At 70.4% G+C, this 25,512-nt stretch carries 21 protein-coding genes and 1 pseudogene; 7 read left to right on the forward strand and 15 right to left on the reverse strand.

All coding sequences use genetic code 11. The annotated features are described in order from the left end of the window. Positions 1-53: 53 nt before the first annotated feature. Complete coding sequence (locus tag IE209_RS21335) at positions 54-2,105, forward strand: TonB-dependent receptor domain-containing protein (protein ID WP_229882980.1); 2,052 nt, start codon at positions 54-56, stop codon at positions 2,103-2,105. On the opposite strand, the gene IE209_RS21340 is transcribed toward IE209_RS21335, so the two are convergent. The 7 genes and pseudogenes from IE209_RS21340 to IE209_RS21365 form a co-directional block, all read right to left on the reverse strand. Next, positions 2,102-3,391 (reverse strand): RNA polymerase sigma factor, encoded by a 1,290-nt coding sequence (locus tag IE209_RS21340; protein WP_189688929.1) that lies wholly within the window; start codon positions 3,389-3,391, stop codon positions 2,102-2,104. The genes IE209_RS21335 and IE209_RS21340 overlap by 4 nt on opposite strands. Next, the gene (locus IE209_RS21345; protein ID WP_189688930.1) at positions 3,391-3,804 is read right to left on the reverse strand and encodes a VOC family protein; all 414 of its coding nucleotides are present in this window, start codon (positions 3,802-3,804) and stop codon (positions 3,391-3,393) included. Before IE209_RS21345 ends, IE209_RS21340 begins: the two co-directional genes overlap by 1 nt. A gap of 15 nt (positions 3,805-3,819) precedes the next feature. Further along, positions 3,820-4,248, reverse strand: coding sequence for a YciI family protein (locus tag IE209_RS21350; RefSeq protein WP_189688931.1), 429 nt, complete (start codon positions 4,246-4,248; stop codon positions 3,820-3,822). A gap of 73 nt (positions 4,249-4,321) precedes the next feature. Then, positions 4,322-4,690 (reverse strand): YciI family protein, encoded by a 369-nt coding sequence (locus tag IE209_RS21355; RefSeq protein ID WP_189688932.1) that lies wholly within the window; start codon positions 4,688-4,690, stop codon positions 4,322-4,324. A gap of 132 nt (positions 4,691-4,822) precedes the next feature. Then, positions 4,823-5,499, reverse strand: a pseudogene (locus tag IE209_RS34445) (PDDEXK nuclease domain-containing protein). After that, on the reverse strand, positions 5,447-5,881 hold the full coding sequence (locus IE209_RS34365; protein ID WP_308433204.1) for a DUF1016 N-terminal domain-containing protein: 435 nt from the start codon (positions 5,879-5,881) through the stop codon (positions 5,447-5,449). The pseudogene IE209_RS34445 and the gene IE209_RS34365 overlap by 53 nt, the downstream one beginning before the upstream one ends. 155 nt (positions 5,882-6,036) lie before the next feature. Next, complete coding sequence (locus tag IE209_RS21365) at positions 6,037-7,143, reverse strand: MBL fold metallo-hydrolase (RefSeq protein ID WP_189688933.1); 1,107 nt, start codon at positions 7,141-7,143, stop codon at positions 6,037-6,039. Between the two features lie 57 nt (positions 7,144-7,200). On the opposite strand from IE209_RS21365, the gene IE209_RS21370 reads away from it, so the two are divergent. From IE209_RS21370 to IE209_RS21380, 3 genes are all read left to right on the forward strand, one after another. Beyond that, positions 7,201-9,612, forward strand: coding sequence for a DUF3772 domain-containing protein (locus tag IE209_RS21370; protein WP_189688934.1), 2,412 nt, complete (start codon positions 7,201-7,203; stop codon positions 9,610-9,612). Positions 9,613-9,730: 118 nt separating this feature from the next. Then, a complete protein-coding gene (locus IE209_RS21375) occupies positions 9,731-10,657 on the forward strand; it encodes an SAM-dependent methyltransferase (protein ID WP_229882981.1) in 927 nt (308 codons plus the stop codon). Next, on the forward strand, positions 10,654-11,997 hold the full coding sequence (locus IE209_RS21380; RefSeq protein WP_229882982.1) for an APC family permease: 1,344 nt from the start codon (positions 10,654-10,656) through the stop codon (positions 11,995-11,997). The genes IE209_RS21375 and IE209_RS21380 overlap by 4 nt, the downstream gene beginning before the upstream one ends. Here the strand turns inward: IE209_RS21380 and IE209_RS21385 are convergent, their stop codons facing one another. The 6 genes from IE209_RS21385 to IE209_RS21410 form a co-directional block, all read right to left on the reverse strand. Further along, positions 11,998-13,155, reverse strand: coding sequence for a GGDEF domain-containing protein (locus IE209_RS21385; RefSeq protein ID WP_189688936.1), 1,158 nt, complete (start codon positions 13,153-13,155; stop codon positions 11,998-12,000). 99 nt (positions 13,156-13,254) lie between these two features. Then, a complete protein-coding gene (locus tag IE209_RS21390; RefSeq protein ID WP_229882983.1) occupies positions 13,255-15,591 on the reverse strand; it encodes an esterase-like activity of phytase family protein in 2,337 nt (778 codons plus the stop codon). Positions 15,592-15,680: 89 nt separating this feature from the next. Further along, on the reverse strand, positions 15,681-16,625 hold the full coding sequence (locus tag IE209_RS21395) for a LysR family transcriptional regulator (RefSeq protein WP_189688937.1): 945 nt from the start codon (positions 16,623-16,625) through the stop codon (positions 15,681-15,683). A 22-nt stretch (positions 16,626-16,647) separates the two neighbouring features. Then, on the reverse strand, positions 16,648-16,845 hold the full coding sequence (locus IE209_RS21400; protein ID WP_189688938.1) for a hypothetical protein: 198 nt from the start codon (positions 16,843-16,845) through the stop codon (positions 16,648-16,650). A gap of 94 nt (positions 16,846-16,939) precedes the next feature. Beyond that, the gene (locus IE209_RS21405) at positions 16,940-17,914 is read right to left on the reverse strand and encodes a tripartite tricarboxylate transporter substrate-binding protein (RefSeq protein WP_189688939.1); all 975 of its coding nucleotides are present in this window, start codon (positions 17,912-17,914) and stop codon (positions 16,940-16,942) included. 56 nt (positions 17,915-17,970) lie between these two features. After that, complete coding sequence (locus IE209_RS21410; protein ID WP_373305395.1) at positions 17,971-19,365, reverse strand: alpha/beta hydrolase; 1,395 nt, start codon at positions 19,363-19,365, stop codon at positions 17,971-17,973. Positions 19,366-19,551: 186 nt separating this feature from the next. Between IE209_RS21410 and IE209_RS21415 the strand changes: the two genes are divergently transcribed. Further along, positions 19,552-20,355, forward strand: coding sequence for an IclR family transcriptional regulator (locus IE209_RS21415; protein ID WP_189688941.1), 804 nt, complete (start codon positions 19,552-19,554; stop codon positions 20,353-20,355). 232 nt (positions 20,356-20,587) lie between these two features. Here IE209_RS21415 and IE209_RS21420 read toward each other — a convergent pair whose 3' ends face one another. Both IE209_RS21420 and ilvB read right to left on the reverse strand, forming a co-directional pair. After that, positions 20,588-22,114 carry an MFS transporter gene (locus IE209_RS21420; RefSeq protein WP_189688942.1) on the reverse strand — a complete coding sequence of 509 codons (1,527 nt, stop codon included), beginning with the start codon at positions 22,112-22,114 and terminating at the stop codon, positions 20,588-20,590. 70 nt (positions 22,115-22,184) lie between these two features. Then, a complete protein-coding gene (ilvB, locus tag IE209_RS21425; protein WP_189688943.1) occupies positions 22,185-23,972 on the reverse strand; it encodes a biosynthetic-type acetolactate synthase large subunit in 1,788 nt (595 codons plus the stop codon). 89 nt (positions 23,973-24,061) lie between these two features. Here ilvB and IE209_RS21430 point away from each other — a divergent pair, with 89 nt between their 5' ends. Both IE209_RS21430 and IE209_RS21435 read left to right on the forward strand, forming a co-directional pair. Continuing rightward, positions 24,062-24,529 carry an Lrp/AsnC family transcriptional regulator gene (locus IE209_RS21430; RefSeq protein ID WP_189688944.1) on the forward strand — a complete coding sequence of 156 codons (468 nt, stop codon included), beginning with the start codon at positions 24,062-24,064 and terminating at the stop codon, positions 24,527-24,529. Positions 24,530-24,665: 136 nt separating this feature from the next. Beyond that, positions 24,666-25,502, forward strand: a complete 837-nt coding sequence (locus IE209_RS21435) for a hypothetical protein (protein ID WP_189688945.1) — start codon at positions 24,666-24,668, stop codon at positions 25,500-25,502. Positions 25,503-25,512 lie beyond the last annotated feature (10 nt).

The following is a 25,512-nucleotide window of genomic DNA, read 5'->3' on the forward strand; positions in this document are numbered from 1 at the left end:
CATTTGCCGCACGGGTTGTTGCGGCAGAGCCCCATCCAACGAGGAATCCGAGCGTGCGAAACACCACCCGAGGCCTGGCCATGGCGCCCTGCCTTCTGTCCCTGGCGCTGTCCCCCGCTCTTGCGCAGGACCACGGAACTGCCCAGTCGCTGCAGACCGTCGTCGTGACGGCGTCGGGCCAGGCCGTGGACATCCAGGAGGCGCCGGCCAGCATCAGCGTGATCACGCGCGAGGACATCGAGAAAAAGCCCGTCACGAGCATCGGCGAATTACTGTCCACCATCCCCGGCGTGACCGGCGGGACGGCCGCCACCGGCCCGCAGTCGAAGATCAAGCTGCGCGGCCTGCCCGACAAGTACACGCTGATCCTGGTCGACGGCAAGCGCCAGGGCAGCTCGGCCGGCGTGAACTACCGCGACGACCTGGGCCAGCAGGACCTGGACTGGATCACGCCCGAGATGATCGAGCGCATCGAGGTCGTGCGCGGGCCGATGTCCTCGCTGTACGGCTCGGACGCCATGGGCGGCGTGATCAACATCATCACGCGCAAGATCGGCACGCGCTGGGGCGGCTCGGTCACGGCCAACTACTCCCGGCCCAGCGATTCGGAGCGTGGCGACCGCAAGCAGACCGGCTTCAACGTCAGCGGGTCGCTGTCCGACCGCATCGGCCTGCGCCTCGGCGGCAACTACACGGTGCGCGATGCCGATGAGTCCACGGGTGGCTTCACAGGCGGCTACCAGTCCACCGCCGGTGCGAAGAACCAGAGCCTCCACGCGCTGCTGAACTGGCAGCTCACGCCCGACCAGGTGCTGGGCTTCGAAGCCGGCCAGGGCACGCAACGCGCCACCGATTCGAAGACGGTGGATGCCGACGGCGATCCGCTGGTCGGCGCCTGGGGTCTGGCCAAGCTGGTCCACACCCACTTCGGCCTGAGCCACGACGGCAGGTGGGGCGATGTGCGCTCCAAGCTCAACCTCACGCACCACCGATACGAGGACGAGGGCAACACCGTCGGCAACAACGCGCGCGACACCACGCTGGACGGCCGCGTGGACCTGCCGCTCAAGCTGCTGGGCCTGGACCACGCGCTGACCCTGGGCGGTCAGTGGCGCCGCGAGGAACTGGAGAACCGCGACACCATCGGCCTAGCGCCGATCGACTACACCGGTGCGCCGGTCAGCGGCTCGGCCCTCGGCAACAGCACCTGGGCGCTGTTCGGCGAGGACACGCTGTTTCTGCGCGAGAACCTGGCGCTGACGCTGGGCCTGCGCATGGACCGGCACAGGAAGTACGGCACCAACTGGAGCCCGCGCGCCTACGTGGTCTACCACCCGGCCGAGGCCTGGACCGTGCGCGGCGGCGTGTCGCGCGGCTTCCGTGCGCCGGGACTCAAGGAGAACTCGCCGAGCGCGGCCACACAGTCCGGCGGCAACGGCTGCCGCAGCCTGGTCGGCATGGGTTGGACGAGCAGCTTCCGCGACCCCGAAGGCAGGGCGGGCTGCTTCATGGTCGGCAACCCCGACCTGCAGCCCGAGACCAGCATTAACCACGAGCTGGGCCTGGGGTACGACCAGGCCGGCTGGTCGGCCGGGGCCACCTACTTCCACACCAACTTCCGCAACAAGATCGACTACCAGCCGCTGGGCTTCTTCAACGGCTACTGGTGGACGCGCATGGAGAACGCCCAGCGCGCCCGCACGCGCGGCCTGGAGGCCTACTTGAACGTGCCGCTGGCCAAGGGCCTGGCCTGGAAGAACAACTTCACGCGCATGTTCGAGTCCAAGAACCTGACCACGGGCGCGGCCCTGCTGGCCGTGCCCCAACTGGTGGCTTACTCGGCGCTGAGCTGGCAGATCCGGCCGGACTGGAGCGCCGACCTCAGCGCGCGCTACACCGGCAAGGAGGTGGTGGTGACGGGCACGGCGACCACCTTCGCCAAGGCCTACACCACGGTGGACCTGGCGACCAATTACCGCCTGAACGAGGCGCTGACGCTGCGCGCCGGCGTCATCAATCTGGGCGACAAGCAGACCCGCGAGACCGGCGCCAACTACGACAACGGCGGACGCATGTACTTCGTCGGCGCGACGGCGCGCTTCTAGTCCCGCGCAGCGGCCTGCGCGGCGCGCGCCAGCAGCAGCGCGCGCTCCGCGCCGTTGCCTGCCAGTCCGGCGGCGCGCAGCCACTCGGCCTGGGCCTCGGCGTGGCGGCCCAGCTTGCCTAGCAGATCGGCGCGCACACTGGGCAGCCACTGGTAGTTGCGCAAGGCCTTGTCGCCCTGCAGGCGGTCGACCAGCACCAGCGCCGCGGCCGGGCCCTCGGCCATGCCGACCGCCACCGCGCGGTTGAGTTCGACCACGGGCGAAGGCGCGACCTGTGCGAGCCGGCCGTACAGCGCGGCGATGCCGGCCCAGTCGGTGTCCGCCGCCGTGGGGGCGCGCGCATGGCATGCGGCGATGCCGGCCTGCAGCGCGTAGAAGCCGTCGGCCCCGCCCAGCGCAGCCGCGCGCTCCAGCGCCACGAGGCCGCGGCGGATCAGCAGCCGGTCCCAGCGGCCGCGGTCCTGGTCGGCCAGCAGCACGGGCCGGCCGGCCGCGTCCAGCCGCGCCGCAGCGCGCGAGGCCTGCAGCTCCATGAGCGCGATGAGGCCCCAGGCCTCGGGCTCGGCGGGCGCCAGGCCGCTCAGCATGCGGCCCAGGCGCAGCGCCTCCTGCACGAGTTCGGGCCGCATCCAGTCGTCGCCCGCCGTGGCCGTGTAGCCCTCGTTGAACACCAGGTAGACCACCTCCAGCACCGAGGCCAGGCGCTCGGCCAGCGCCGCGCCCTGCGGCAGCTCGAAGGCCACGCCGGCCTCGCCCAAGGTGCGCTTGGCGCGCACGATGCGCTGGGCGATGGTGGGCTCGGGCACCAGGAAGGCGCGCGCGATCTCCTGCGTGGACAGGCCGCCCAGCAGCTTGAGCGTGAGCGCCACGCGCGCGTCGGCCGACAGCACCGGGTGGCAGACCGTGAAGATCAGCCGCAGCAGGTCGTCGCCGATCTGGTCGGCACGGGCGGCGTCCAGCGCATCGACGAAGTCCGGCACGATCAAGGCCTCCTGTGCATCCAGGTCATGGCCGACCTGCTCCAGCTTCTCGGCCGCCAGCTTGTCGCGGCGCAGGTGGTCCAGCGCGCGACGCTTGGCCGTGGTCGTGAGCCAGGCGGCCGGGTTGTCGGGCACGCCATCGCGGGGCCAGTGTTCGAGCGCCGCGATCAGCGCGTCCTGCGCCAGTTCCTCGGCCACGCCGATGTCACGCGTCATGCGCGCGACCACAGCCACGATCTTGGCGGACTCGATGCGCCAGACCGCCGCGATCGCCTGGTGGGTCGCCTCGTGCGCAGCGTCGTGCATCAGGCCTGCGGCGGTTCGCCCGACATGTGGACCAGCTCCCAGACATGGCCGTCCAGGTCGGTGAAGCCGTGCGAATACATGAAGCCGTAGTCCTGCGGCTCGCCGGGCACGGTGGCCCCGGCCGCGCGGGCTTTGCGCACCAGGCCGTCCACCTCCTCGCGGCTGGCGCAGGACAGGCAGACCAGCACCTCGACGCTCTGGTGCGCATCGACGATGGTTTTCTTCGTGAAGCTCTGGAAGAAGGGCTCGACCAGCAGCATGGCGAACAGGTTCTCGCCCAGCACGAGCGAGGCGCCCTGCTCGTTGGTGAACTGTGGATTGAAGTCGTAGCCCAGGCTGCGGAAGAAGGCCTGGCTGCGCGCCATGTCCTTGATCGGCAGGTTGACGAAGATCTGTGCGTGTTGCTGCGGCATGGGGGTCTCCTCTGTTTACAGTGTGCCGATGTTCTTGAAGCGCTCGGTGGTGTCGCCCGGCGGGAAGTCGTCCATCTCGTAGAGCTGGCGCACCTCGATCTCGGCCGGCTGGCCGGCCCCGACCGGGTTGGGGTAGCGGCGCGCCCATTCCAGCGCTTCCTCGCGCGAGCGGACCTGGATCAGCGTGTAGCCGGCGATGAGCTCCTTGGCTTCGGCGAAGGGGCCGTCGACGACGGTGCGCCGGTCGCCCTCCCCGTAGCGGATGCGCCAGCCGGCGGACTGGGGCTTGAGCCCGGCCGCATCCAGCAGCACGCCGGCGCGGGCCAGCTCCTCGTGGTAAGCGGCCATGGCCGCGTACATGGCGGCTTGCGCCGGATCGCCCGAGACCGGCTGGGTCTCGGCATCGAAGGCCGGCACGGACCGGACCAGAATCATGAAGCGCATGGTGTTCTCCTGGTGACCATGCCTGCACGACGAAACGCCGGACCCGGATTCGACAGAGACGTCGAAAAAATTGTCAGGCTGGCCGGCCGTCGTCCCAGCAGGGCGCCAGGCCGCGCACTTCCACCGTGCACCATTCGGCCGCGGGGCATTGCGCGGCGATCTGCAGCGCCTCCTCGCGCGTGGCGCAGTTGAGCAGGAAGAAGCCGCCCACCATCTCCTTGGCCTCGGCGAAGGGGCCGTCCAGCAGCTGGGTCTTGCCGCCGCGGCGCTGCACGCGCGTGGCCGCATGCTCGGAGGCCAGCGACTCGGCGGCCACCAGCAGGCCGCGCGCCTTGAGGTCGGCGCCGAAGCGCAGCATCTGGTCGTAGGCCGCGCGGCCTTCGGCCTCGCTGCGCGTGGCGCGCTGGCCGACGGGTTCGTGGATCAGCAGCAGGTAGGACATTCGGCAGGTCCGGTGCAAGACAAGCTTCGGATCATAGAAGCAGCATGGTGTCGATCCCACGGCATCGGCCCACGGTTGCCATGCGATGCGTGTGCCGGTACAGGCCGTTCGTCGTTCACGACAGGCCTCGATTCATCCATCCTGTCCGCCGTCCAGCAACAGTCCGCGCTGCGCCAACCGCTCCCGCGCCTCGACCAGTGCCTGGTGCAACTGCTGCTCCAGCTCCGCTTTCGGTGGCAGTTCGGTCCAGTACTCCGCCACCGTGATCCCGTCCTTGTGCATCTGCAGCAATTCCACCTGCTCACGGCTGGATTCGGCACACAGGATCAGGCCGATAGGCGCCTCCTCGCTGGGCTGGCGCTCGTGCTTGTCCAGCCATTGGAGATACAGCTCCATCTGGCCCTTGTGCGCCGCCTTGAAACGGCCCAGCTTGAGTTCGATGGCCACGAGGCGGCGCAGCCGACGGTGGTAGAACAGCAGGTCGAGGTAGAAGTCGTCCCCGTCGATGACCATGCGCTTCTGGCGTTCGACGAAGGCGAAACCCGGCCCAACTCCAGGATGAAGGCTTCGAGCTGGCGCAGGATGGCGGCCTCCAGGTCGGCCTCGTCATGGCTCTGGCGCAAGCCCAGAAAGTCCAGAAAGTAGGGGTCTTTGAAGACCGGGCCGTGCGCAGCGTCGAGATCCTGGGCCGTCACCCCGAGCAGAGCGGCCGGTGCCTGGGCACTGGCAATGGTGCTGCGTTCGAAGACCTTGCGCTCAATCTGTCGGGCCAGCTCGCGCACGCTCCAGCCGTCCTGTGCCGCCTGCATGGCATAAAACTGGCGCGCCGGTTGTGTCTTGAGGCCCACGATGGCCAACCAGGTGACTCCAGCTCAATTTTGCCGACAGCGTCGACACAATCCCGGCATCCGGAAAGGCCTGTGCGAACTTGAGCATGCGGCGCAGGTTGCGCGCTTCGAAGCCGCGCCCGAACTCTTGCGACAACTGCTGGCCGAGCTGGTCCAGCAGGGCCAGGCCATAGCTGGCACGCTCGCCGCCCAACACCTGGGCATCAAGCCGCTGGCCGATGCTCCAGTAAAGACGCGTCAGCTCGGCGTTCACCGCGCCGGCCAGTCGCTGGCGACTGCTGGCGATCAGCGCGCGCAGTTCAGCGTGCAGACTGGTGGACGTGGGGGCAGGCACACCGCTCATGCCGGTATCCCCTCGACGAGGCACCATCGCTGTGGCGCGCAGGCTCTGAGGACGTTGACGTTCGAGCGGATGTTCTGTTGCATGCCTACCCTCTGACCGGTTGCGGGCAGCGACATGGTACTCAGCAGCAAGCGGCCCCTTCGGACGTGCGGTGGTTACCGCAACCCCTCCCACCACAGCCGGTTCTGCCGTGGCACTCCCACCGTCAGCACCTCGCCGATCTCCGGCGTGGCCAGGTCGATGCCCGCGGCCTGGGCCAGCGCCGCCAGCTCGGCCAGCGGCGCCTGCCAGCGGTGGAAGGCCAGGTCGAAGGTGCTGTTGTGCACGCTGTAGAGCGTCTTGCCGCGCAGGTCGCCGAAGGCGCGCACGGTCTCGGCGGGCGTCATGTGCACCGAGGGCCACCAGGCGTCGTACGCGCCGTTCTCCATGAGCGCGATGTCGAAGCCGCCAAAGCGCGCGCCGATCTGCGCGAAGCCGCCGAAGTAGCCCGAGTCGCCGCTGTAGAAGATGCGCTGGCCGCCGACCTGGAGCACCCAGGACGACCACAGCGTGCTGTCGCGGTCCCACAGGCCGCGGCCCGAGAAGTGCTGCGAGGGCGTGGCCGTGAGCTGCACGCCGGCGTGCGTGGCCGCCTGCCACCAGTCGAATTCGCTGATGCGCTCGGGCGCCACGCCCATCTCCACCAGCCGGCGGCCCACGCCCAGCGGCACGAAGTAGCGCTGCACGCGGTCTTTCAGGTACGCGATGGTCGGCACGTCCAGGTGGTCGTAGTGGTCGTGCGAGAGGATCAGGCCCTCGATGGGCGGCAGCTCCGTCAGCGCCAACGGCGGCGCATGGAAGCGCTTGGGGCCCATGAAGCTGAAGGGCGAGACGCGCTCGCCGAACACCGGGTCGATCAGCCAGTAGCGCCCCTGCAGCTTGAGCAGGTGCGAGGAATGGCCCAGGCGCACGATGTGGTTGGCGTCCGCCGGCAGTGCGGCGAGCTGGGCCTGCGTGAGCGGGCGCACGGGGATGGCGTCCACCGGCACCGTGCCCTCCTTCTTGCCGAAGAAGAAGCGGCTCCAGATGCGCCAGCCCTCCTGCGAGGGTTTGGCCTCGGGATTGACCGCATTGCGGAAGCGGCAGCCCTCGGTTTCGTACTGGGGCGAGGCCGACAGGCCGGCCTCGCAGGCGCGGGTGCTGGCGCAGCCGCCCAGCAGCAGCACGACGACCAGACCGATGGCGCGGGCCAGAAGACGCCCGTGGAAAGCAGATGCAGGCATGGGAAACGAACGGTGCAGCGCGAAAAGGCGCGGCGCGAGCTTACCTATGATCCGCGCATGATCCGGATCCGCCTGGCCGCCCTGGCCGCTGTCTTCTCGCTGTTGCTGGCGCTGCAGGCGCAGCCCGTGCAGGCCCAGACCCCGGCGCAGCCGGCCTTGCCGGCCTCCGCGACGCCCGCCCCGGCCGAATCCCTGCCCGACGTGGCCACGCTGCGCAGCGACTTCGAGAAACTGCCCGAGACCGCCGTCGGCGCCGATGCCGTGCGCGCGCTGCAGGGCCGCTACGGCGCGCTGATCGCCAGCGCCAACAAGGTCATCGCGGCGCGCACCGGCCAGCTCAACGACCTCAACGCGCGCCTGGGCGAACTGGGCCCGGCGCCGGCGGCCGGCGCCAGCGAAGACCCCGACATCACGCGCCAGCGCCAGAGCCTCACGCGCGAGCGCAACGGCGTGGACGCCGACATCCGGCTGGCGCGCCTGGTGATCGTCGACGCCCAGCAGCGCAGCGACGACCTGCGCAACCGCCAGCGCGACCTGTTCGAGGCCCAGCTCACGGGCCGCGCGCCCTCGCCGCTGGGCAGCGTGTTCTGGCAGCAGCTGGCCGACGCCTGGCCGGAAGACCAGGCGCGCCTGGCCCCGCTGCTCGACGAACTGCAGGCCGCCGTGCGGCGCATGGGACAACCGGAGCACATCGGCCCCGTGCTGCTGGCGCTGGCGCTCGCGGTGCTGGCCATCACGGTGGGCGACCTGCTGGCCGAGCACGGCCTGGCCCGGCTGGCACAGCGCCTGCTGCCCGGCGGGCGGCTGCGCCGCTCGCTGCTGGTGATCGCCATCGTGACCGTGAACCTGCTGGTCGTGGCCGTGGCCATGCGCGGCCTGCTGTCGCAGCTGCGCGCGCACGCCGCCTTCGGGCCGCTCAGCAGCAAGCTGGTGGCGCTGGCCGACGACTCGATGCTCTTCATCGCCTTCGTCACCGGCCTGGGCCGCGCGCTGCTGGCCAACCGGCGGCCGTCCTGGCGGCTGCCGCGCATCCCGGACGCGCTGGCGCTGCGGCTCAACCCCTATCCTTGGCTGTTCGCGCTGGTCGGTGTGCTGGTCTGGATTCCGACGCAGATCGTCGAGATCGTCGGCGCGAGCCTGGCCGCCGTGCACCTGGTGCAGATCGTGACGGCGCTGGCGCTGGCGCTGCTGATCCTGGGCGCGCTGCGGCGCCTGCACGGGCCGCAGGCGGCCACGCCCGCGGCCGAGGGCGAGGCGGCGCCGCCCGAGGCCGGCCGCCCCCTGTGGGTGGGCCTGGCGATGGGCGCGGTGGCGCTGGCCCTGGTCGGCGTGATCGTGCTCACCGCCGCCGGCTACATGACCATCGGCAGCCTGCTGGCCTCCCAACTGGCCTGGACGGGCCTGGTGGGCGTGACCTTCTACGTGCTGTTCAAGTTCGCCGACGACCTGTGCATGGCCGTGGTGGCCTCCAAAAGCGACTTCGGCCAGCGGCTGCAGCGCGGTTTCGGCTTCGCGCCGGCCACGCTGGACCAGGCCGCCGTGGTGCTGTCGGCGCTGGCGCGGCTGGTGCTGTTCTTCTACATGGTCATCGCGCTGCTGGCGCCGCTGGGCACGCGGCCCGACGAGGTGCTGGAGCAGACCGGCCGCATCGGCAGCGGGCTCAAGATCGGCGAGTTCCAGCTGGTGCCGGCCGCGCTGTTCAGCGCCATCGCCGTGCTGGTGGGCGGCTTCGTTGCGCTGCGCGTGTTCCAGCGATGGCTGCGCGAGCGCTACCTGCCCACCACGACGATGGAGCCGGGCATGCAGAGCTCGCTGGCCACGCTGCTCAACTACGTGGGCATGGTGCTGGTGGTGGCGGCCGGCATGTCGGCGCTGGGCATCGGCGTGAACCGCATCGCCTGGATCGCCAGCGCCCTGTCGGTGGGCATCGGCTTCGGCCTGCAGGCCATCGTGCAGAACTTCATCTCGGGCCTGATCCTCTTGGCCGAGCGGCCCGTGAAGGTCGGCGACTGGGTCGTGCTGGGCACCACCGAGGGCGACATCAAGCGCATCAACGTGCGCGCCACCGAGATCCAGCTCGGCGACCGCTCCACCGTGATCGTGCCCAACTCCGAGTTCATCACCAAGACCGTGCGCAACATGACGCTCAGCAACGCCGAGGGCCGCGTGCTGATCCGCCTGCCCATGCCGCTGGCGACCGACGCGCCCAAGGTGCGCGAACTCATGCTGGCGGCCTGCGCCGCCCACCCCAAGGTGCTGCCCACGCCCGCGCCCTCGCTGTCGCTGGAGGGCGTGGAGAACGGCATGCTGGTGTTCCAGGCCATCTGCTACGTGGACGGGCCGCGCACCGCCGGTGGCGTGCGCAGCGACCTGCTGTTCGCGATGCTGGAATCCTTCCGCGATGCCGGCCTGGCGATGGCCGCGCCGCCCACCGTGGTGGTGGCGCCGCCGCCTGCCGCGCCGGCCTGAAGTCCGCAGAAACCCTGGGGGCGTCGCGCGTGCGGCGCGGTCGTCCCCCCACAATGCGCCGGCCCAGCCGCGCTGCACGGGGCACCGCGGACTGTTTCCCCAGAAGCAAGGACCTCCAGTGACCTTCACCGCCCAGGCTTCCCTGTCCCGCCGGCTCGCCGTGCTCTCGCTGGCCGGCCTCGCCGCCTCTGCCACTCTGGCCCAGAACAGCGGCTACGAGCCGCAGCGCGGGCAGGCCGGCAAGGACGTGATCTGGATCCCCACGCCGGACGAGACCGTCACGCGCATGCTGCAGATGGCGGAGGTCCAGCCCACGGACCGCGTGTTCGACCTCGGTTCGGGCGACGGCAAGATCGCGATTGCCGCGGCACGCGAGTTCGGCGCGCGCGCCACCGGCCTCGAATACAACCCGGACATGGTGGGCTTGTCGAACCGGCGTGCCCAGGAGGCCGGCGTGGCGGACAAGGTGCAGTTCCGCCAGGCCGACATCTTCCAGGCCGACTTCTCCAGCGCCACCGTGGTCACCATGTACCTGCTGCCCGCGCTCAACCTGCGGCTGCGCCCGCTGCTGTTCAAGATGGCGCCGGGCACGCGCGTGGTCTCGCACTCGTTCACGATGGGCGACTGGACGCCCGACGAGACCGCCCGCGCCGGCTACGGCGACGTCTATCTGTGGCACGTGCCGGCCAACGCCTCGGGCAACTGGAAGCTCACCGGCGCCGGCCTGCCCGAGGCCGCGCTGTCGATCGCACAGCGCTACCAGGTGCTCAGCGGCGACGCGGTGTTCGGCGAGCTGCGCGCCAGCCTGGTGCGCCCGCGCATCACGGGCGCGCAGATCGGCTTCGGCCTGCGCGATCCCAAGGGCCAGCTCTGGCAGTTCGAGGGCAAGGTGGATGGCGCCCGCATCACGGGCACGGCCACGCGGCCCGGCCAGGCCGGCGTGCCCTTTGAAGCGCGCCGCACCGGCGAAGCCGCGCCGATCGCGCCCACCACGGCCGCGGCGGAACAGGAAGCCAGCGCGTTCGCCGCGAGCACCGCCCGATGACATCGCCGGCGGCCGCCGCGCCGCTGACCATGCGCCACGCCATCGCCATCACGGTGGGCGTGGTCATCGGAGCCGGCATCTTCAAGGCGCCGTCGCTGGTCGCCGGCAGCGTGCCCAGCGCGGGTTGGATGTTCGCGCTGTGGGTGGCGGGCGGGTTCATCGCGCTGGTCGGCGCGCTCTGCTATGCCGAGCTGGCCAGCACCTACCCGAGCGCGGGCGGCGAATACCACTTCCTCTCGCGCGCCTTCGGCCGCGGCACGGCGCTGCTGTACGCCTGGGCACGCTTCGCGGTCATCACCACGGGCTCGATCGCGCTTCTGGGCTTCGTGTTCGGCGACTACATGACGCAGCTGCTGCCGCTCGGGCCCTACAGCAGCGCGCTGTGGGCGGCCATTGCCACCGTGGTGCTCACGCTGATCAACCTGCGCGGCATCCGCAGCGGTGCCGAGACGCAGTCCTGGCTCACGGCCGTGGAGGTCGGCGGGCTGGTGCTGATCGTCGGGGCGGCGCTGTGGTTCGCCGTGGGCGGCGGCAGCGCACCGCCGCCGGCTGCCGCGCCCGGCCCGGTTTCGCTGGCCGGTGTGGGCTTCGGCATGGTCTTCGTGCTGCTGACCTTCGGCGGCTGGAACGATGCGGCGTACATCAGCGCCGACCTCAAGGACCGGCGCGCCATCGCACGCGCGCTGCTCATCTCGGTGCTGTTCCTGACCGCGCTGTACCTGCTCGTGAACTGGGCCTACTGGTCGGTGCTGGGCCTGGCCGGCATGGCCAAGTCGCAGGCCGTGGCCACCGACGTGCTGGCGGCCGCCTTCGGCCCCGGCGCCGGCCAGCTCATCGCGGCCATGGTCGCGGCGGCCGCGCTGACCTCCATCAACGCCACCATGATCGTGGGCGCGCGCACCGCCAGCGCGCTGGGCCAGGACTGGCCCGCGCTCCAGCTGCTGGCCGCCTGGGACGAAGAGCGCCGCGTGCCGCGCAACGCCTTGCCGATCCAGTGCGCGCTGGCGCTGGTGCTGATCGTGCTGGGCGTGGCCTTCAAGGGCGGCTTCCAGGCCATGGTGGAGTACACGGCGCCGGTGTTCTGGCTGTTCTTCCTGCTGGTGGGCATCGCGCTGTTCCGGCTGCGCGCCATCGACGGTGCGCGCGAGCGGCCCTTCCGCGTGCCGCTGTACCCGGTGCTGCCCGCGCTGTTCTGCGCCAGCAGTGCCTACATGCTGTGGTCCAGCCTGGGCTACGTGTACTCGCAGCAGCTGGGCGGCTTCAACGCGGCCTGGGTCGGCGTGGGCGTGCTGGCCAGCGGGCTGGTGGTGCTGGGGCTGATGCGTGCATCCAGGCGCTGATCAGGCGTCCATGGCGACGGCCACCCGGTCACGCCCCAACCGCTTGGCCTCGTAGAGCGCGGCATCGGCGCGCGCCAGCACGGCGGCCAGGCTGGCGTCGCCATGGCGCACGCAGGCCACGCCCACGCTGACCGTGCAGGCCGGCACCTTGGCGGTGGCCGGCAGGCGCGCCACGGCCTGGCGCATGCGCTCGGCCACCATGCGGGCCTCGCCGGCACCGGTCTCGGGCAGCAGCACCAGGAACTCCTCGCCGCCGTAGCGGCCGAGCCGGTCGACGTTGCGCAGCGCATGGCCCAGCGCGTCGACCACGCGCGAGAGCACGCGGTCGCCCACGGCATGGCCGTGGCCGTCGTTGATGGACTTGAAGTGGTCCACGTCCACCATCAGCAGCGCGAAGCCATGGTCGAAGCGCTGCCAGCGGCCGAACTCGCGCGTGCAGTCCTCCAGCACCGCGCGCCGGGCCAGCGCACCGGTCAGGCTGTCGTGGTTGGCCAGATGCTCGAACTCCGAGCGCAGCCGCTCGCTGGCCATCAGCAGCACGCCCACGCTGACCAGCAGCACCGAGAAGCTGTAAGTGGCGATGTAGACGGACTGCATGGGCGAGGGCGCGAAGCGGTGGCTGGTGGGCGTGTCCAGCCAGAAGGTGGAGACCGCGCGCGCCAGCAGCACCAGGGTCTGCACCGCGAGCACGCCGGCCGTGAACCGCGCTGCGAAACCGGGCCCCGCGCGCTGCAGCAGCAGCCGGATGTGCAGCACCAGCACGACGGAGAGCGTGCTGGCGAACAGGGCCAGGCGCAGACGGTAGTCCGGGTAGCCGACGAGAAAGAACACCTGCCCCATGAGCAGCAGCATGCCGACCACCGCCCAGGGCCGCCAGCCGCTGCGCAGGCCGTAGAAGCGCCGCGTGCCGAAGTAGAACAGCGCGCAGCCGCTCATGAGCAGGCCGTTGCCGAAGACGACGGTCACGAGCGGCGTGAACAGCCTCTCCAGCCCGTAGAACACGGTCGAGGAGGCTGCCACCACGGGCGCCAGGCCCCACAGCCACATGCCGCGGATCGAGCCCGGGTAGTGCCGCCGGAGCATGAGCAGCACGAAGCCCATGGCCGCGCTGGTCATGAACGCCATCAGGGTCAGGGAACGCAGATCCAGGGCGAACATGGCGCGGAAAGCAGAACAGCCGGGACGGCCGGGCGAAAGAAAAGGCGCGAGGGTACCGTATCCGGCCCGCCGCGCCCTGCCCCGCCTGCGCGGCGGCCGTCAAGCGCCGCCGAGTTGCCCCAGCCGGATCAGCAACGTCTCGCCGCTGTTGGCGCCGTCGTCCACGCCGTCGTTGTCGTTCACGATGAGCCACTCGCCGTTGGCCAGGCGCGCCAGGCCCTCGATCTTCTCGACCACGTTGCCGCCCGGCGCCTTGAGATCGGGCAGCAGGTCGCGCACCAGCGTCTTGGTCAGCACGGCGCCGTCGGCCTGGCCGGTGAGGTCGATGCGGTACAGGCGCTTGATGCGCGCGTCCGGCCCGCCCTGGTTGTCGCGCTCCACGACCATGAACTGGTTGTTGCCCATGGCCGTGATGTCCGACAGGCCGACCCAGCCACCGTTGGGCGAGGCCACGGCGTCCAGCGGGTAGAACATGAACTGCCAGGTCCGGGCCGCCAGGTCGTAGACGCCGATGCGCGGCCGCGTCTCGCCGGCCCAGGCGCGCTGGAAGGCCACGACCAGCTTGCCGTTGGATTCGGCGATGCCTTCGAAGCCGAAGCGCTGCTGCTTGGCATTGACCTCGGCCGGTAGCTGGATGATCTGCTGGATCACGCCCGTGGCCGTGAGCTTGAACACCAGGTTGGCCGACAGCACCGGACGCGCGGCCTCGCCCACCGTGCCCGCGCCTTCGGAGGCGATCCAGAAGCCGCCGTCGCTGGCCAAGGAGATGCCTTCGGGGTCCAGGTTGACCGTGCCGTCGGCATTGACCAGCGCCGCCAGGTCGGTCGCGTCGAAGGCGTTGGCGTCCTTCGCGGCGGGAAGCAGCGCGGCCAGCGCGGCGATCCTGCGGTCGGGGTCGGTGATGCGGATCTCGCGCTGCAGCTTCGCCAGCTTGCTGGCGGTGTCGATCTCAAAGATGCGGTTGCCGCGGAAGAAGCTGTCGTCGATCGCGTAGACGAGGGAGCCGCTGGGCGCAGCCGCCAGGCCCGACAGTGCGGCCCATGGAATCGGCGTGCCGTCGGCGCGGTCCGCCGACTGGATGGTCGGATAGGCCGGCGCGGCGGTCTGGTACTGGTAGATGCTGAGGCTGGAACGCACGAGGCTGGCCCGGTCGTCCGCCTCGCTGGCGACGATCAGCAGCTTGCGCGAGGGGATGGCCAGCACGCCTTCGGGCGCCAGCGCGGTCGGCAGCACCTGCTTGAAGGCCGGCACGTCGGGCCGGCTCATGTCGTAGACCGAGACCACGCTGGAGCGCTCGGAGGCCACGAACAGGTAGTCCGTGCCGTCGAAGCGGCCGAAGGCCACGTTCTCGGGCTCGTTGCCCTTGGCGTCCGAACGCTTGTCGTTGTAATGGCCCACACGCGCGACCAGGTGTTCCAGCTGGTTGCCAGCGTCCCAGACCACGTTGCCCTCGGTGTTCCACACCGTGAAGCCGCGGCTGCCGCCGTTCAGGTCGCCCTCGTTGGCGGTGGCGAAGCGGGTCTTGGACAGCCAGGTCACACCGTCGGGCTCGCGCAGGCGGCCCGCCTGGGACTGGGTGAAGCTGACCTGGTTGGGGCGCGGCGCGTCCGTCAGGTCGACCTGGGTCAGGTCGACCGTGCCGGCGCTGAAGTGCCGCGTGAGCCTGCCGCTGGCCAGGTCGACCAGCGCGATGTGGTTGTTCTCCTGCAGCGTGACGACGGCGACGTTGTCGTCGTTGATGGCCACGTACTCGGGTTCGGGGTCGCTCGGGTACAGCGTGGCGATGCCGGTCAGGTCCACCGTGCGCGTCTTCCAGGTGCCGGGGGCGCCGGCCACGTCGACGATCACCAGGCTGCCGCCCGGCAGCTGCGGCGGCGCGCCGTCGCCCAGGTCCTCGTCGCGTTCGTTCTCGATGGCCACGGCCAGGTACTTGCCGTCCTTGCTCCGCGCGATGGAATCGGGCTGGCCCGGCAGCGCGATCTCGGCGACCACCTTGCGCGTGGCGATGTCCACCACCACCAGCTTGCCGCTGGGCGCGACGAAGCTCGGCGAGGTGTTGACGGCGACGATGGCGTGTGCGCCTAGCACGGTGACCGAGGTCGGCTCGCCGCCCATGGCCAATGCGCCCAGGCCCTTGGGGGCCTTCACGTCGGCGATGTCGACGAAGCCGATCTCGCCCTTGGGGCTGTTGCTGTAGACCAGCGTCATGCCGTCTTCGCTCGCCGCGACGATCTCGGCCGCCGTCACCGCGTCGGCTTCGCAGGACGCGCCGATCTGGCTGCAGACCGTGAAGGTCGCGGTGCGGTTGAAGAATTTGTCGGCAGCGGGGACCGACGCGGCGGGCTCGTCCTTGTCGCTGCCGCAGGCCGCCAGCGCGGCCGCCAGGGCCACGGCCGATAGGCCGCTGACCGCCAGCGACATCCAGTTCTTGTGCAAAACGCTCTCCTCGGGTTGTGGGCGAGCGGTGTTGTATGGCAGCGGCGTGACGCCGCGATGACACCGTGTGCGCCGGGCTTGCGGCCCTGTCAGCGCACCTTGCCGCTGAGCCAGGGGTCGCTGGGCTCGCCGCCGTAGTGCTCCACGAGGAATTCGATGAAGGCGCGCGTGCGCCGCGGCAGGTGGCTGCGGCTGGGCACGGCCGCGTAGACGCGGTAGCTGGCGGCGGCCCAGTCCGGCAGCACGCGCTGCAATGCGCCGGCCTGCAGGTCGTCGGCCACGTTCAGCGACAGCGCGCCGGCGATGCCGAAGTGGCCGCGCGCGGCCGCGATCAGCACGGCCGCGTTGTGCGCCGAGATGGCAGAGCGCTGCGGCTGCAGCGTGGCCGTCTCCGGCGTGCCGTCACGGCCGTCGGAGTGGAACAGCCAGACCTTGCGCTCGAAGGCCGATTCGGGCACGAGGATGGTGTGCTGCAGCAGGTCCTCGGGCTTGGCGATGGGCGCATGCTGGCGCAGGTACTCGGGCGTGGCGCACAGCACGACTTCGGCATGGGCGAGCAGCCGCGCGACGAAGTTCCCATCCAGCGGGTCAGGGTTGTGGATCAGGATGGTCACGTCGGCCGCGTCGTCGGGCACCGTGGCCTCGGGGCTGGACAGCAGCAGCTGGATGTTGAGCCCGGGGTGCCGCTGCGCGAAGCGCGGCACCAGCCGTGCGAGGCTGGCCGTCAGGAAGTCCTGCGGCGCCGCTACGCGCAGCTGGCCGCGGATGGTGCCGGTGGCCTCGCTGGCCTGGTTGTTGGCATCATCGATGTCCTCGAGGATGCTGCGCACGCGTTCCAGGTACTGCGCGCCGACGTCGGTCAGCGAGAGCGCGCGCGTGGTGCGGTTCAGCAGCCGCGACTTGAGCGATTCCTCGAGCTCGGCCACCGCCCGCGTGACCACCGAGTTGGCCACGTTCAACGCCCGTGCCGCGCCTGCAAAGCTGCCCTCGTCCACCACCTTGACGAAGGTGCGCATGGTCTTGAGTTCGTCCATGCGCGCATTGTCTCCGCGGCGCTCAGGGCGGCAGCGTCATGCCGCCGACGGCGCGGAAGTCGATCGAGACCAGGTACCACAGGATCAGCGTCGGGATCACGACGGGCAGCGACAGCCCGAGGAACAGCAGCACCGTGAGCAGGAAGGTCTTCATGTCCTCGGCCCAGCGCTTGACCAGTTCGATCAAGTCGACTTCCCAGAAACGCTGTTGCTGCTTCATGGTGGGTACCGCACAAAATTGGCCACGGATGTTTGTACACCTGCGGCTCGGGCTGTGTCCATGGCGGGCCAGTGCCACCTGGCGCGCTGCGGGCTTACTTCGCCAGACCCAGCTTCTCGATGATCACCTTCTCGGTCTTCATGGTGTCCAGCGCGTACTGCTTGTAGGTGGCGCTGTCCATGTAGTAGGTGTCCATGTCGAACTTGGCCAGCGACTCCTTGTAGTTGGGCATCTCCATGGCCTTCTTGAAGGCGTCGTGCAGCTGCTGCGCGATCTTGGGGTCGGTGCCCTTGGGCACGACCAGGCCGAACGGCGAGGTCTGCACGAGGTTGATGCCCACCTCCTTGAGCGTGGGCGCGTTCGGGAACTTGGCAGAGCGCTTCTCGCCCCAGGTGGACAGGAGGCGCAGGCGGCCCTGCTCCACGTAGGGGCCCCAGCCCGGCGTGTCGGCCACCGACATCACGTGGTTGCCGATCACGGCCTGCAGCGACTCGGAGTTGCCCTTGTAGGGGATGTGGTTCAGCGTGATGCCGGTCTGCATGGCGATGTTCTCCATCGTCAGGTGCAGCGTGGTGAGCGCGCCGGGCGTGCCGTAGCTGAGCTTGCCCGGGTTGGCCTTGGCGTAGGCGATGTACTCCTGCATGGTCTTGATCGGCGAATCCGCCGGCACCACCAGGCCGAAGGAGTAGCCAGCCAGGCCGATCACGTACTGCAGGTCGGTCGCCGGGTCCCAGTTGATCTTCTGCGTGTAGGGCAGGCGGAACACCGGCAGCGGCACCTGGGCCAGCGTGTAACCGTCGGCCGGCAGGCTCTGCATCATCTGCGCCGGCAGGATGCCGCCCGCGCCGGGCTTGTTCTCGATGATGACGGGCTGGCCGAGGATCTTCGATGCGTTCTCGGCCAGCACGCGGAACGGCACGTCCGTGGAGCCCCCCGCCGTGAAGCCGATCAGGATCTTGATCGGCTTGCTCGGGAAACGGTCGCCCTGCGCCAGGGCGGGGCCGGCCGCCAGGCCGGCGGCCAGCAGCAGCAGGGACAGGGTGAGGCGCTTCAGGAAACGTGCGTTCATGGTGTCAACTTCCAGGGAAACATGGCCCGGTGCAGGCCGGGCCGTTGGGGAAAGGCTCAGCTGGCCGGGCAGCTGTTGGGTGTGCGCGTGGGCGAGGAGAACTTGCAGCCGTAGGCCGGGTCGGCCACGGTGGCGCGGTCGAGCACCTCGTCGCCTGCGGGCTTGACGCCGTTCTGCTCCCAGTTCGTCATCGCATCGAAGGCGGCGGTCTGCTCGTCCAGCGTGAAGTCGCAATGGCTCACGCCGCGGATGGCACGCTGCACCAGCCATTGGTCGGTGCCCTGCGCCACGGCACGGCGCTTGTAGATCTGCTCCATGCTGAACGGCACGTAGACGTCGCCCAGCGTGTGGATGGTCACGACCGGCACGCTGATGCGCGCATTCGTCTTGGGGAACCAGCGCAGGCCGTCGCGGCGCAGGCGGTTGGCTTCCGGGTCGGCCTTGAGCCGGTAGGCGGCCTGGTTGAAGGCGGCCTCGGCCGCGGTCTGCGCCGGGTCGTTGTCGAACTGGTAGACGATGCCGGTGGTGTCGTAGCCGTCCTTGTTCAGGATGCCGTTGATGGTGCCGTCGCGGCCGAAGGTGCCCCAGACGGTGGCGTTCATGCTGCCGGCGAAGCCTTCGTTGAACATCGGCCGCTCGCCGCCGGTGAGCTGCTTGACGATCTCCTTGTACTGGTCGCCCAGCGGCGTCGTGGCGCCCGGGAAGCTCGTGAACAGCGCCGAGCGCACCTGGGGCGCCAGCGTGCTCCAGTTGGCCACCGGCCAGGCCGTGACGGGCACGCCGGCGAGCTGTTGGGCGGCGATCTGCGAGGCGCCGAAGTAGTTGTAGAGCTCGGTGTCGCCGAGCACACCGCACATGGGCACGGCGCCGTGGTAGCGCAGCTTGTGGTTGGCGGTCTCCAGGGCCTCGGCGTCGACGGCCGCGGCCGCGATGTGGCCGCCCATGGAGGTGCCGATGATGTAGGTCCGCGTCGGCGCGGCCAGCGTGCGGCCGTTCTGCGCGCCGATGCGCTGGAATGCCAGCGCCAGCGCGTTGGTGTCTTCGATGCCGGCGCGCACGTCGTAGTAGTTCTTGGAGAAGCTGGACGCGGCCCAGGCATAGCCCTTGGCGATCAGGTGCGCGCGGATGGGCGCGTCGCTCACGCTGAGGGCCGCGCCCGTGCCGCCATAGCCGTGGGCGTACATGACCAGCATGCCATTCCAGTTCCTGGGCACCTCCACGCGGTAGCCGGCGCCGTCCAGCACGCCCCACCAGCGGTCGGTCTCCGGTGCGCCGGCCAGGGCGGCGAACGGCAGGCGGGTTTCGTCCACGGTGAACTGCCGGCTGTCCTGCGCCCGCGTTTCCTCCGGCTCCGGCGGGCCGTCGTCGCCGCCTCCGCAGGCGGTGAGCGCCAGGGCGCCAAGAACGGACAGGGTGGCGACCAGGCGGCCGCGCAGGGCAAAGACAGTCACGGGGTTCATCTCCTTGGGGTGGTTATGGGCCGTGTTTCTCTCAGCGGAATTATTCTCGACCGGTCAAAACAGGAGAATTTCAGTATCCACCTCGTATGGAAAGCGATTACCTAGGGAAATCCATGACACAGGATTCGGCAAGGCCACTCGAATAATTCCGCATAGCAGAATTAATCCAAGGCCGCCATGGGAAGGACCAGCCAGATCGATTTCGACGAGGGAGCGGACAGCCGCCGCTTCGTGACCGCGCTGGCGCGCGGCCTGGACGTGCTGGCCGCGTTCCAGGTCGACGAGAAGTGGCTCAGCAACAGCGAGATCGCCGCGCGCACCGGCCTGCCCAAGCCCACCGTGGTGCGCCTGGCCTACACGCTGTGCGTGCAGGGCTACCTGCGGCACTCGCGCGAAAGCGGCAAGTACGCGCTGGGCGACAGCACGGCCGCGCTGGGCATCACCATGGTCTCCAACCTCAAGCTGCGGCGCATCGCGCGGCCCTACATGCAGGACCTGGCAGAGCGCTACGACATCTCGGTGTCGCTGGGCATCCGGCACGGCCTGTCGGTGCTGTACCTGGAGAACTGCCGCTCGGGCGCCCCGCTCTCGCTCGGGTTGGACATCGGCTCGCGCATCCCGATCGCCGACACCGCCATGGGCCACGCGCTGCTGGCCGTCATGGAGCCCCGCGAGCGCGAGCGCCTGCTGGCCGAGATCCGCCAGGCCGAGGGCGAACGCTGGCCCCAGGTGCGCGAGGCCATCGCGGCCGGCTGTGCGCACTGGCAGGCGCGCGGCTTCACGGTGGTGGTGCGCGACTGGCAGAGCGACATCGCCGGCGTGGCCGCGGCCATCCGCCAGCCCGACGGCCGCGTCGTCACGCTCAACGCGGGCGGTCAGGCCAGCAAGTTCCCGCGCGAACTGCTGGAGCAGGAGATCGGCCCGCAACTCGCGCGCATGGTCAAGGGCCTGGAGTCCTTCGTGCGCAGCGAGGAGGTGTAGGTCAGGCGCTCAGAACGGGTGAATGAACCGATCGCGCCCACGACGGGGCGCGGCGGGCCGCAGGCGTAGGCGCGGGCCGCCGCCCGGGCTCGTGCCCGGGCAAGGACCGCAACGCCCGCATGCGGCCTGGCGCGCCCCGGCCCGAAGGGCGAGGCCCCGAGCGCAACGAACATGATGGAAACGGCTGCTCATCGGGGCCTCGCGTGGGTGTGAGCGGTTCGTTCACACGTTCTCAGTGCTGCGGCGCAGCCGAGAGGTCCACGCCGCGCAGCATGCGCGCGACCAGCCAGGCGGCGCCGGCCACCATCACCGCGCCGGCCAGCGCGATGGCCTGCAAGGCATTGGTGAAGCTAGCGTGCGCCGTCTGCAGCAGCGCCGCCGCGGTGGCCGCGGGCAGGCCCTCGGCCAGGTGCACGGCGCCGCCCAGGGAAGCACCGGCGGCCGGCAGCAACTCCCGCTCCAGGCCGGCCGGCCAGCCGGCGCCCAGCCCATGGCGGTAGACCACCATGCCGGCACTGCCCAGCAGCGCGATGCCGAGCGCGCCGCTGAATTCCGAGGCCGTCTCCGACAGCGCCGAGGCCGCACCCGCGCGCTCGGGCGGCGCCGTGGTGATGATGATCTCGTTGCCGATCGTGAACACCGGCGCCATGCCCAGCGCCATGACGACGGTGGCCGGCACCAGTGTCCACAGGCCCTGCCCGGCCGCGAGCAGGCCGAAACCCAGCGCCGCAGCGACCAGGCCCACGACGATCACACGGGCCCGCGGCCAGCGCGCCGCCAGCCGCGGCGCCGCCAGCGAACCCACGACGAAGGACAGCGCCCAGGGCAGCGTGGCGATGCCGGCCGCAAGCGGCGTGAGCTCCAGCACCAGCTGCAGGTACTGCGTCATGAAAATGTAGACGCCGAACATCGCCAGGCAGGTCAGCCCATAGGCTGCCAGTGCGGCGCAGAACGGCGCATGCCGGAACAGCCGCAGGTCCAGCAGCGGGTAGGCGATGCGGCCCTGGCGGCGCAGGAACAGCGCACCCACGGCCAGGCCCAGCAGCGTGGTGGCCCAGGACGCCAGGGCGGAGCCATGCTCGGCGAGCTGCTTGAGGCCGTAGATCGTGAGCAGCACGGCCGCCAGCGACAGCACCACGCTGGCCAGGTCGAGCCGGCCCGCCTGCGGGTCGCGGTACTCGGGCAGCAGGCGCGGGCCCAGCACCAGCGTCAGCGCCATCACGGGCACGTTGAGCCAGAACACCGAACCCCAGTGGAAGAACTCCAGCAGCACGCCGCCCACCAGCGGGCCGATGGCGCTGCCCAGCGAGAAGGCGGCGATCCAGATGCCGATCGCGAACTGGCGCTGTCCGGCGTCGTGGAACATGTTGCGGATCAGCGCCATGGTCGAGGGCGCGATCGTGGCGCCGGCCAGGCCCAGCAGCGCGCGCGCCGCGACCAGCAGCTCGGCCGTATGGGCCAGGGCCGCCAGTGCCGAGGCGCCCGCGAAGAAGGCCGCGCCCAGCAGCAGCAAGCGGCGCCGGCCGATGCGGTCGCCCAGCGTGCCCATGGTGATCAGGAAGCCCGCGACGAAGAAGCCGTAGATGTCCAGGATCCAGAGCAGCTGGGCGCTGGAGGGTTGCAGCTCGCGGCTCAGCACGGGCAGCGCGAGGTTCAGCACGGTGAGGTCCATGGCGTAGACCAGGCAGGGCAGAGCCAGCACGGCCAGGCCGGTCCATTCGCGCGCCGTGGCGCGCGTGGCAGAGGTAGCAGAAGACATCGCCGGAATCTACAGGCTGCGGATGTCCTCTCGACGAAGCAGGCGTGCCAGGATCGACACGCGCCGAAGCTCAGGCTGCGTCGCCCCCCTCGTCCACATACCACCGGTCCTTGCCCAGCATCACGCGGTGGTGGCCCGCGCCGGCCGGCATCATCGGGAAGCAGTTCTCCTGCGCCGCGACCTGCACGTCGAGGAAGAACGGTCCATCCCAGGCCAGGCATTCGGTGAGTGCCGCGTCGAGCTCGGCCGGGTCGGACACGCGCCGCGCGCCCCAGCCGAAGGCCTTGGCCAGCGCCACGAAGTCGGGCAGCGCCGCGTTCCAGCTGTGCGACAACCGGTTGCCGTGGATCAGCTCCTGCCACTGCCGCACCATGCCCATGTAGCCGTTGTTGGACAGCACGAGCTTGACGGGCGTGGCGTGCTGCACGGCCGTGGACAGCTCCTGGATGTTCATGAGCACCGAGGCGTCGCCGCTCACGCAGACGACCAGCGCGTCCGGGTGCGCCACCTGCGCGCCGATCGCGGCCGGCAGGCCGTAGCCCATGGTGCCGGCGCCGCCCGAGGTCAGCCAGCGCCGCGGCCGCTCGAAGCGCAGGTACTGCGCGGCCCACATCTGGTGCTGGCCCACGTCGGTGGAGACGATGGCCTCGCGTCCGGCGATCTGCGCCTGCAGGCTGGCCATGAGCTGCTGCGGCAGGATGGCCTCGGCCTGCGGCGCGAAGTCCAGGCAGCGCTGGGCACGCCAGCGCTCCACGCGCTGCCACCAGGGCGCCAGCCGCGCCGGGTCCAGGCCGCGCAGCTCGGGCAGGGCCAGCAGCGCATCGAGCACGGCGCCGCAGTCGCCGACGATGGGCACGTCGACCTGCACGGTGCGGTGGATGGCGCTGGGGTCGATGTCGATGTGGATCTTGCGCGCGTGCGGGCAGAACTCGTCGAGCTTGCCGGTCACGCGGTCGTCGAAGCGCGCGCCCACGTTGATGACGAGGTCGGCCTCGTGCATGGCCAGGTTGGCTTCCAGCGTGCCGTGCATGCCCAGCATGCCGACGAAAGCGGGATCGGACGCCGGGAACGCGCCCAGCCCCATCAGCGTGAGCGTGCAGGGCCCGCCGACCTGGCGCACCAGTTGCGCGAAGGCCGCGCAAGCCGCCGGGCCCGCGTTGACGAGGCCGCCGCCGCCGTAGAACACGGGCCGGCGCGCGGTGGAGATCAGGTCGGCCGCGCGCTGCAGGCTGCCGCGCGGCAGGCTGCCACCGGGCGCGGCGCGCAGCGGCCGCGCCACCACGGGCTGGCCCACGGGCGCGAGCTGCACGTCCTTGGGCACGTCGAGCAGCACCGGGCCGGGCCGGCCGCTGGCGGCGATGCTGAGCGCGCGTCGCACCGCGTCGGGCACCTGGGCCGCGCTGCGCGGCTGGAAGTTCCACTTGGTCACGGGCCGCGACATGCCCAGCGCATCGCTTTCCTGGAAGGCCTGGGTGCCGATCACGGCCGTGGCCACCTGGCCGCTGATGCACAGCACGGGGACGGAATCGCTCATCGCGTCCAGCAGGCCCGTGATGGTGTTGCCCACGCCGGGGCCGGAGGTGACCAGCACCACGCCAACCTTGCCCGTGCTGCGCGCATAGCCCTCGGCCGCGTGCACGGCGGCCTGCTCGTGGCGCACGAGGATGTGGCGCAGCCGCGGCTCGCCGTGCAGCGCGTCGTAGAGCGGCAGCGCGGCACCGCCGGGGTAGCCGAACAGCGTGTCGACGCCGCCTTCGATCAGGGCGTGCAGCAGCGCCTGGGCGCCGTTGCGCGGAGCGGCGGGCGCCACCGGGGAGACGGTGGCGGGCAGGGCATCGAGGACGTCGGAGGTTTTCATGCCCTCCATTTTTTCGGCGATGGCGCAGAATAGGCTTCCGATTCTTCGAAGTTCATGCCTTGAACTCCGAATTTCATCCGGAGAATTAGGTGTCCGACGGAAAAATCTTCGACAAGACCGATCTTGCCATCCTGCGCATCCTGCTGCAGGACGCGCGCCGCACGCTGCAGGAGATCGGTGCCGAGGTGGGCCTGTCGCCCACCAGTTGCTGGAGCCGCATCAAGCGGCTGCAGGACGAGGGCGTGATCAAGCGCTACACGGTGGAGGTGGACCCGGCCAGCCTGGGCTACCAGGACACCGTGATCGTGCAGCTCACGCTGGAGAGCCACACCGAGGACACGCTCTACGCCTTCGGCCAGGTGCTGGCGACCATCCCCGAGATCCTGGAGGCCTACCTGGTCTCGGGCGACTACGACTACTACATCCGCATCGCCGTGCGCGACACGCGCGACTACGAACGGCTGTTGCGCGAGAAGCTCTACAAGATCCCCGGCATTCGGCACAGCAAGTCGCACTTCGTGCTGCGCGTGCTCAAGCAATCCACGGTGCCGGTGTAGGCCACAGCGCACAGGCCGGCGGCTTGCAGGCCGACGGCGACACAGGCGGCTGGCCATGTCACCGCCCCGAATTTGCACATGATCATGCGCAAATGCGCCGCAAGTTGCGCACATTCCACGCACAGAAAGGCAGACCATGCGCAGCAGTCGGCGGCTTCCCACCCAGGGTCTTGCGGCGGCGGCCGCGTTGGCCTGCAGCAGCGGGGCGCTGGCCCAGGGCCTGACGGTCGCGCAGGACCAACGCGTGTGGCTGCAGGTCTCGGCCTTCCGGCCCAACATGGATTCGCGCGTGCGGCTGGACGAGACCGACAGCGTGCTGCAGGGCACGCCACTGGACGGCGAGACCGACTTCGGCCTGGCGCGCCGCAAGACCGTGCCGGCCGTGCTGCTGGGCGGGCGGCTGTCGGAGCGCTGGCGCGCCGAGTTCGAGTACTTCTCGCTGGACCGCAGCGGCAGCGCCACGACCGATGGCATCCGCTTCGGCGACGGCCAGTTCGTGGCCGACATCGACACGCGCATGCGCACGCAGACCTACCGGCTCAGCGCGGGCTACTCCTTCCTCAAGCAGCCGGACCGCGAGGCCGGCGTGCTGCTCGGCGCGCATGTGACCGACGCCCTGCTGCGCGTGCAGGGAGCCGCCATCGTCAACGGCCAGGCCGTGGGTGCCTTCACCGAACGGCGCTCGGAGACCGTGCCCGCGCCCACGGTGGGCGTGTACGGCAGCTGGCGGCCCGGCGCCGGGCGCTGGGAGCTGAGTGGGCGCGTCGACCTGTTCAAGCTGCACATCGGCGACTACGACGGCCGCCTCGTGAACCTGCAGGCCAACGCGATGTACAGGCTCACGCCCCATGTGGGACTGGGCCTGGGCTGGCGCTACCACGACCTGCGCGTGGACGCCGATGCGCGCAATTTCTCGGGCGAGATCAAGTACCGCATGAACGGCCCGCAGCTGTTCCTTCAGGCCGGGTTCTGAACCAGGCCGC

This window comes from Pseudorhodoferax aquiterrae (assembly GCF_014652235.1).
Taxonomy (GTDB): Bacteria; Pseudomonadota; Gammaproteobacteria; order Burkholderiales; family Burkholderiaceae_C; genus Pseudorhodoferax; species Pseudorhodoferax aquiterrae.

Bases quoted from the DNA above. Each gene is read 5' to 3' on its own strand.
- IE209_RS21340 (WP_189688929.1), bottom strand. From the start codon at position 3,391: ATGCACGACGCTGCGCACGAGGCGACCCACCAGGCGATCGCGGCGGTC.
- IE209_RS21345 (WP_189688930.1), bottom strand. From the start codon at position 3,804: ATGCCGCAGCAACACGCACAGATCTTCGTCAACCTGCCGATCAAGGAC.
- IE209_RS21350 (WP_189688931.1), bottom strand. From the start codon at position 4,248: ATGCGCTTCATGATTCTGGTCCGGTCCGTGCCGGCCTTCGATGCCGAG.
- IE209_RS21355 (WP_189688932.1), bottom strand. From the start codon at position 4,690: ATGTCCTACCTGCTGCTGATCCACGAACCCGTCGGCCAGCGCGCCACG.
- IE209_RS34365 (WP_308433204.1), bottom strand. From the start codon at position 5,881: ATGAGCGGTGTGCCTGCCCCCACGTCCACCAGTCTGCACGCTGAACTG.
- IE209_RS21365 (WP_189688933.1), bottom strand. From the start codon at position 7,143: ATGCCTGCATCTGCTTTCCACGGGCGTCTTCTGGCCCGCGCCATCGGT.
- IE209_RS21370 (WP_189688934.1), top strand. From the start codon at position 7,201: ATGATCCGGATCCGCCTGGCCGCCCTGGCCGCTGTCTTCTCGCTGTTG.
- IE209_RS21380 (WP_229882982.1), top strand. From the start codon at position 10,654: ATGACATCGCCGGCGGCCGCCGCGCCGCTGACCATGCGCCACGCCATC.
- IE209_RS21385 (WP_189688936.1), bottom strand. From the start codon at position 13,155: ATGTTCGCCCTGGATCTGCGTTCCCTGACCCTGATGGCGTTCATGACC.
- IE209_RS21395 (WP_189688937.1), bottom strand. From the start codon at position 16,625: ATGGACGAACTCAAGACCATGCGCACCTTCGTCAAGGTGGTGGACGAG.
- IE209_RS21400 (WP_189688938.1), bottom strand. From the start codon at position 16,845: ATGAAGCAGCAACAGCGTTTCTGGGAAGTCGACTTGATCGAACTGGTC.
- IE209_RS21405 (WP_189688939.1), bottom strand. From the start codon at position 17,914: ATGAACGCACGTTTCCTGAAGCGCCTCACCCTGTCCCTGCTGCTGCTG.
- IE209_RS21415 (WP_189688941.1), top strand. From the start codon at position 19,552: ATGGGAAGGACCAGCCAGATCGATTTCGACGAGGGAGCGGACAGCCGC.
- IE209_RS21420 (WP_189688942.1), bottom strand. From the start codon at position 22,114: ATGTCTTCTGCTACCTCTGCCACGCGCGCCACGGCGCGCGAATGGACC.
- ilvB (WP_189688943.1), bottom strand. From the start codon at position 23,972: ATGAAAACCTCCGACGTCCTCGATGCCCTGCCCGCCACCGTCTCCCCG.
- IE209_RS21435 (WP_189688945.1), top strand. From the start codon at position 24,666: ATGCGCAGCAGTCGGCGGCTTCCCACCCAGGGTCTTGCGGCGGCGGCC.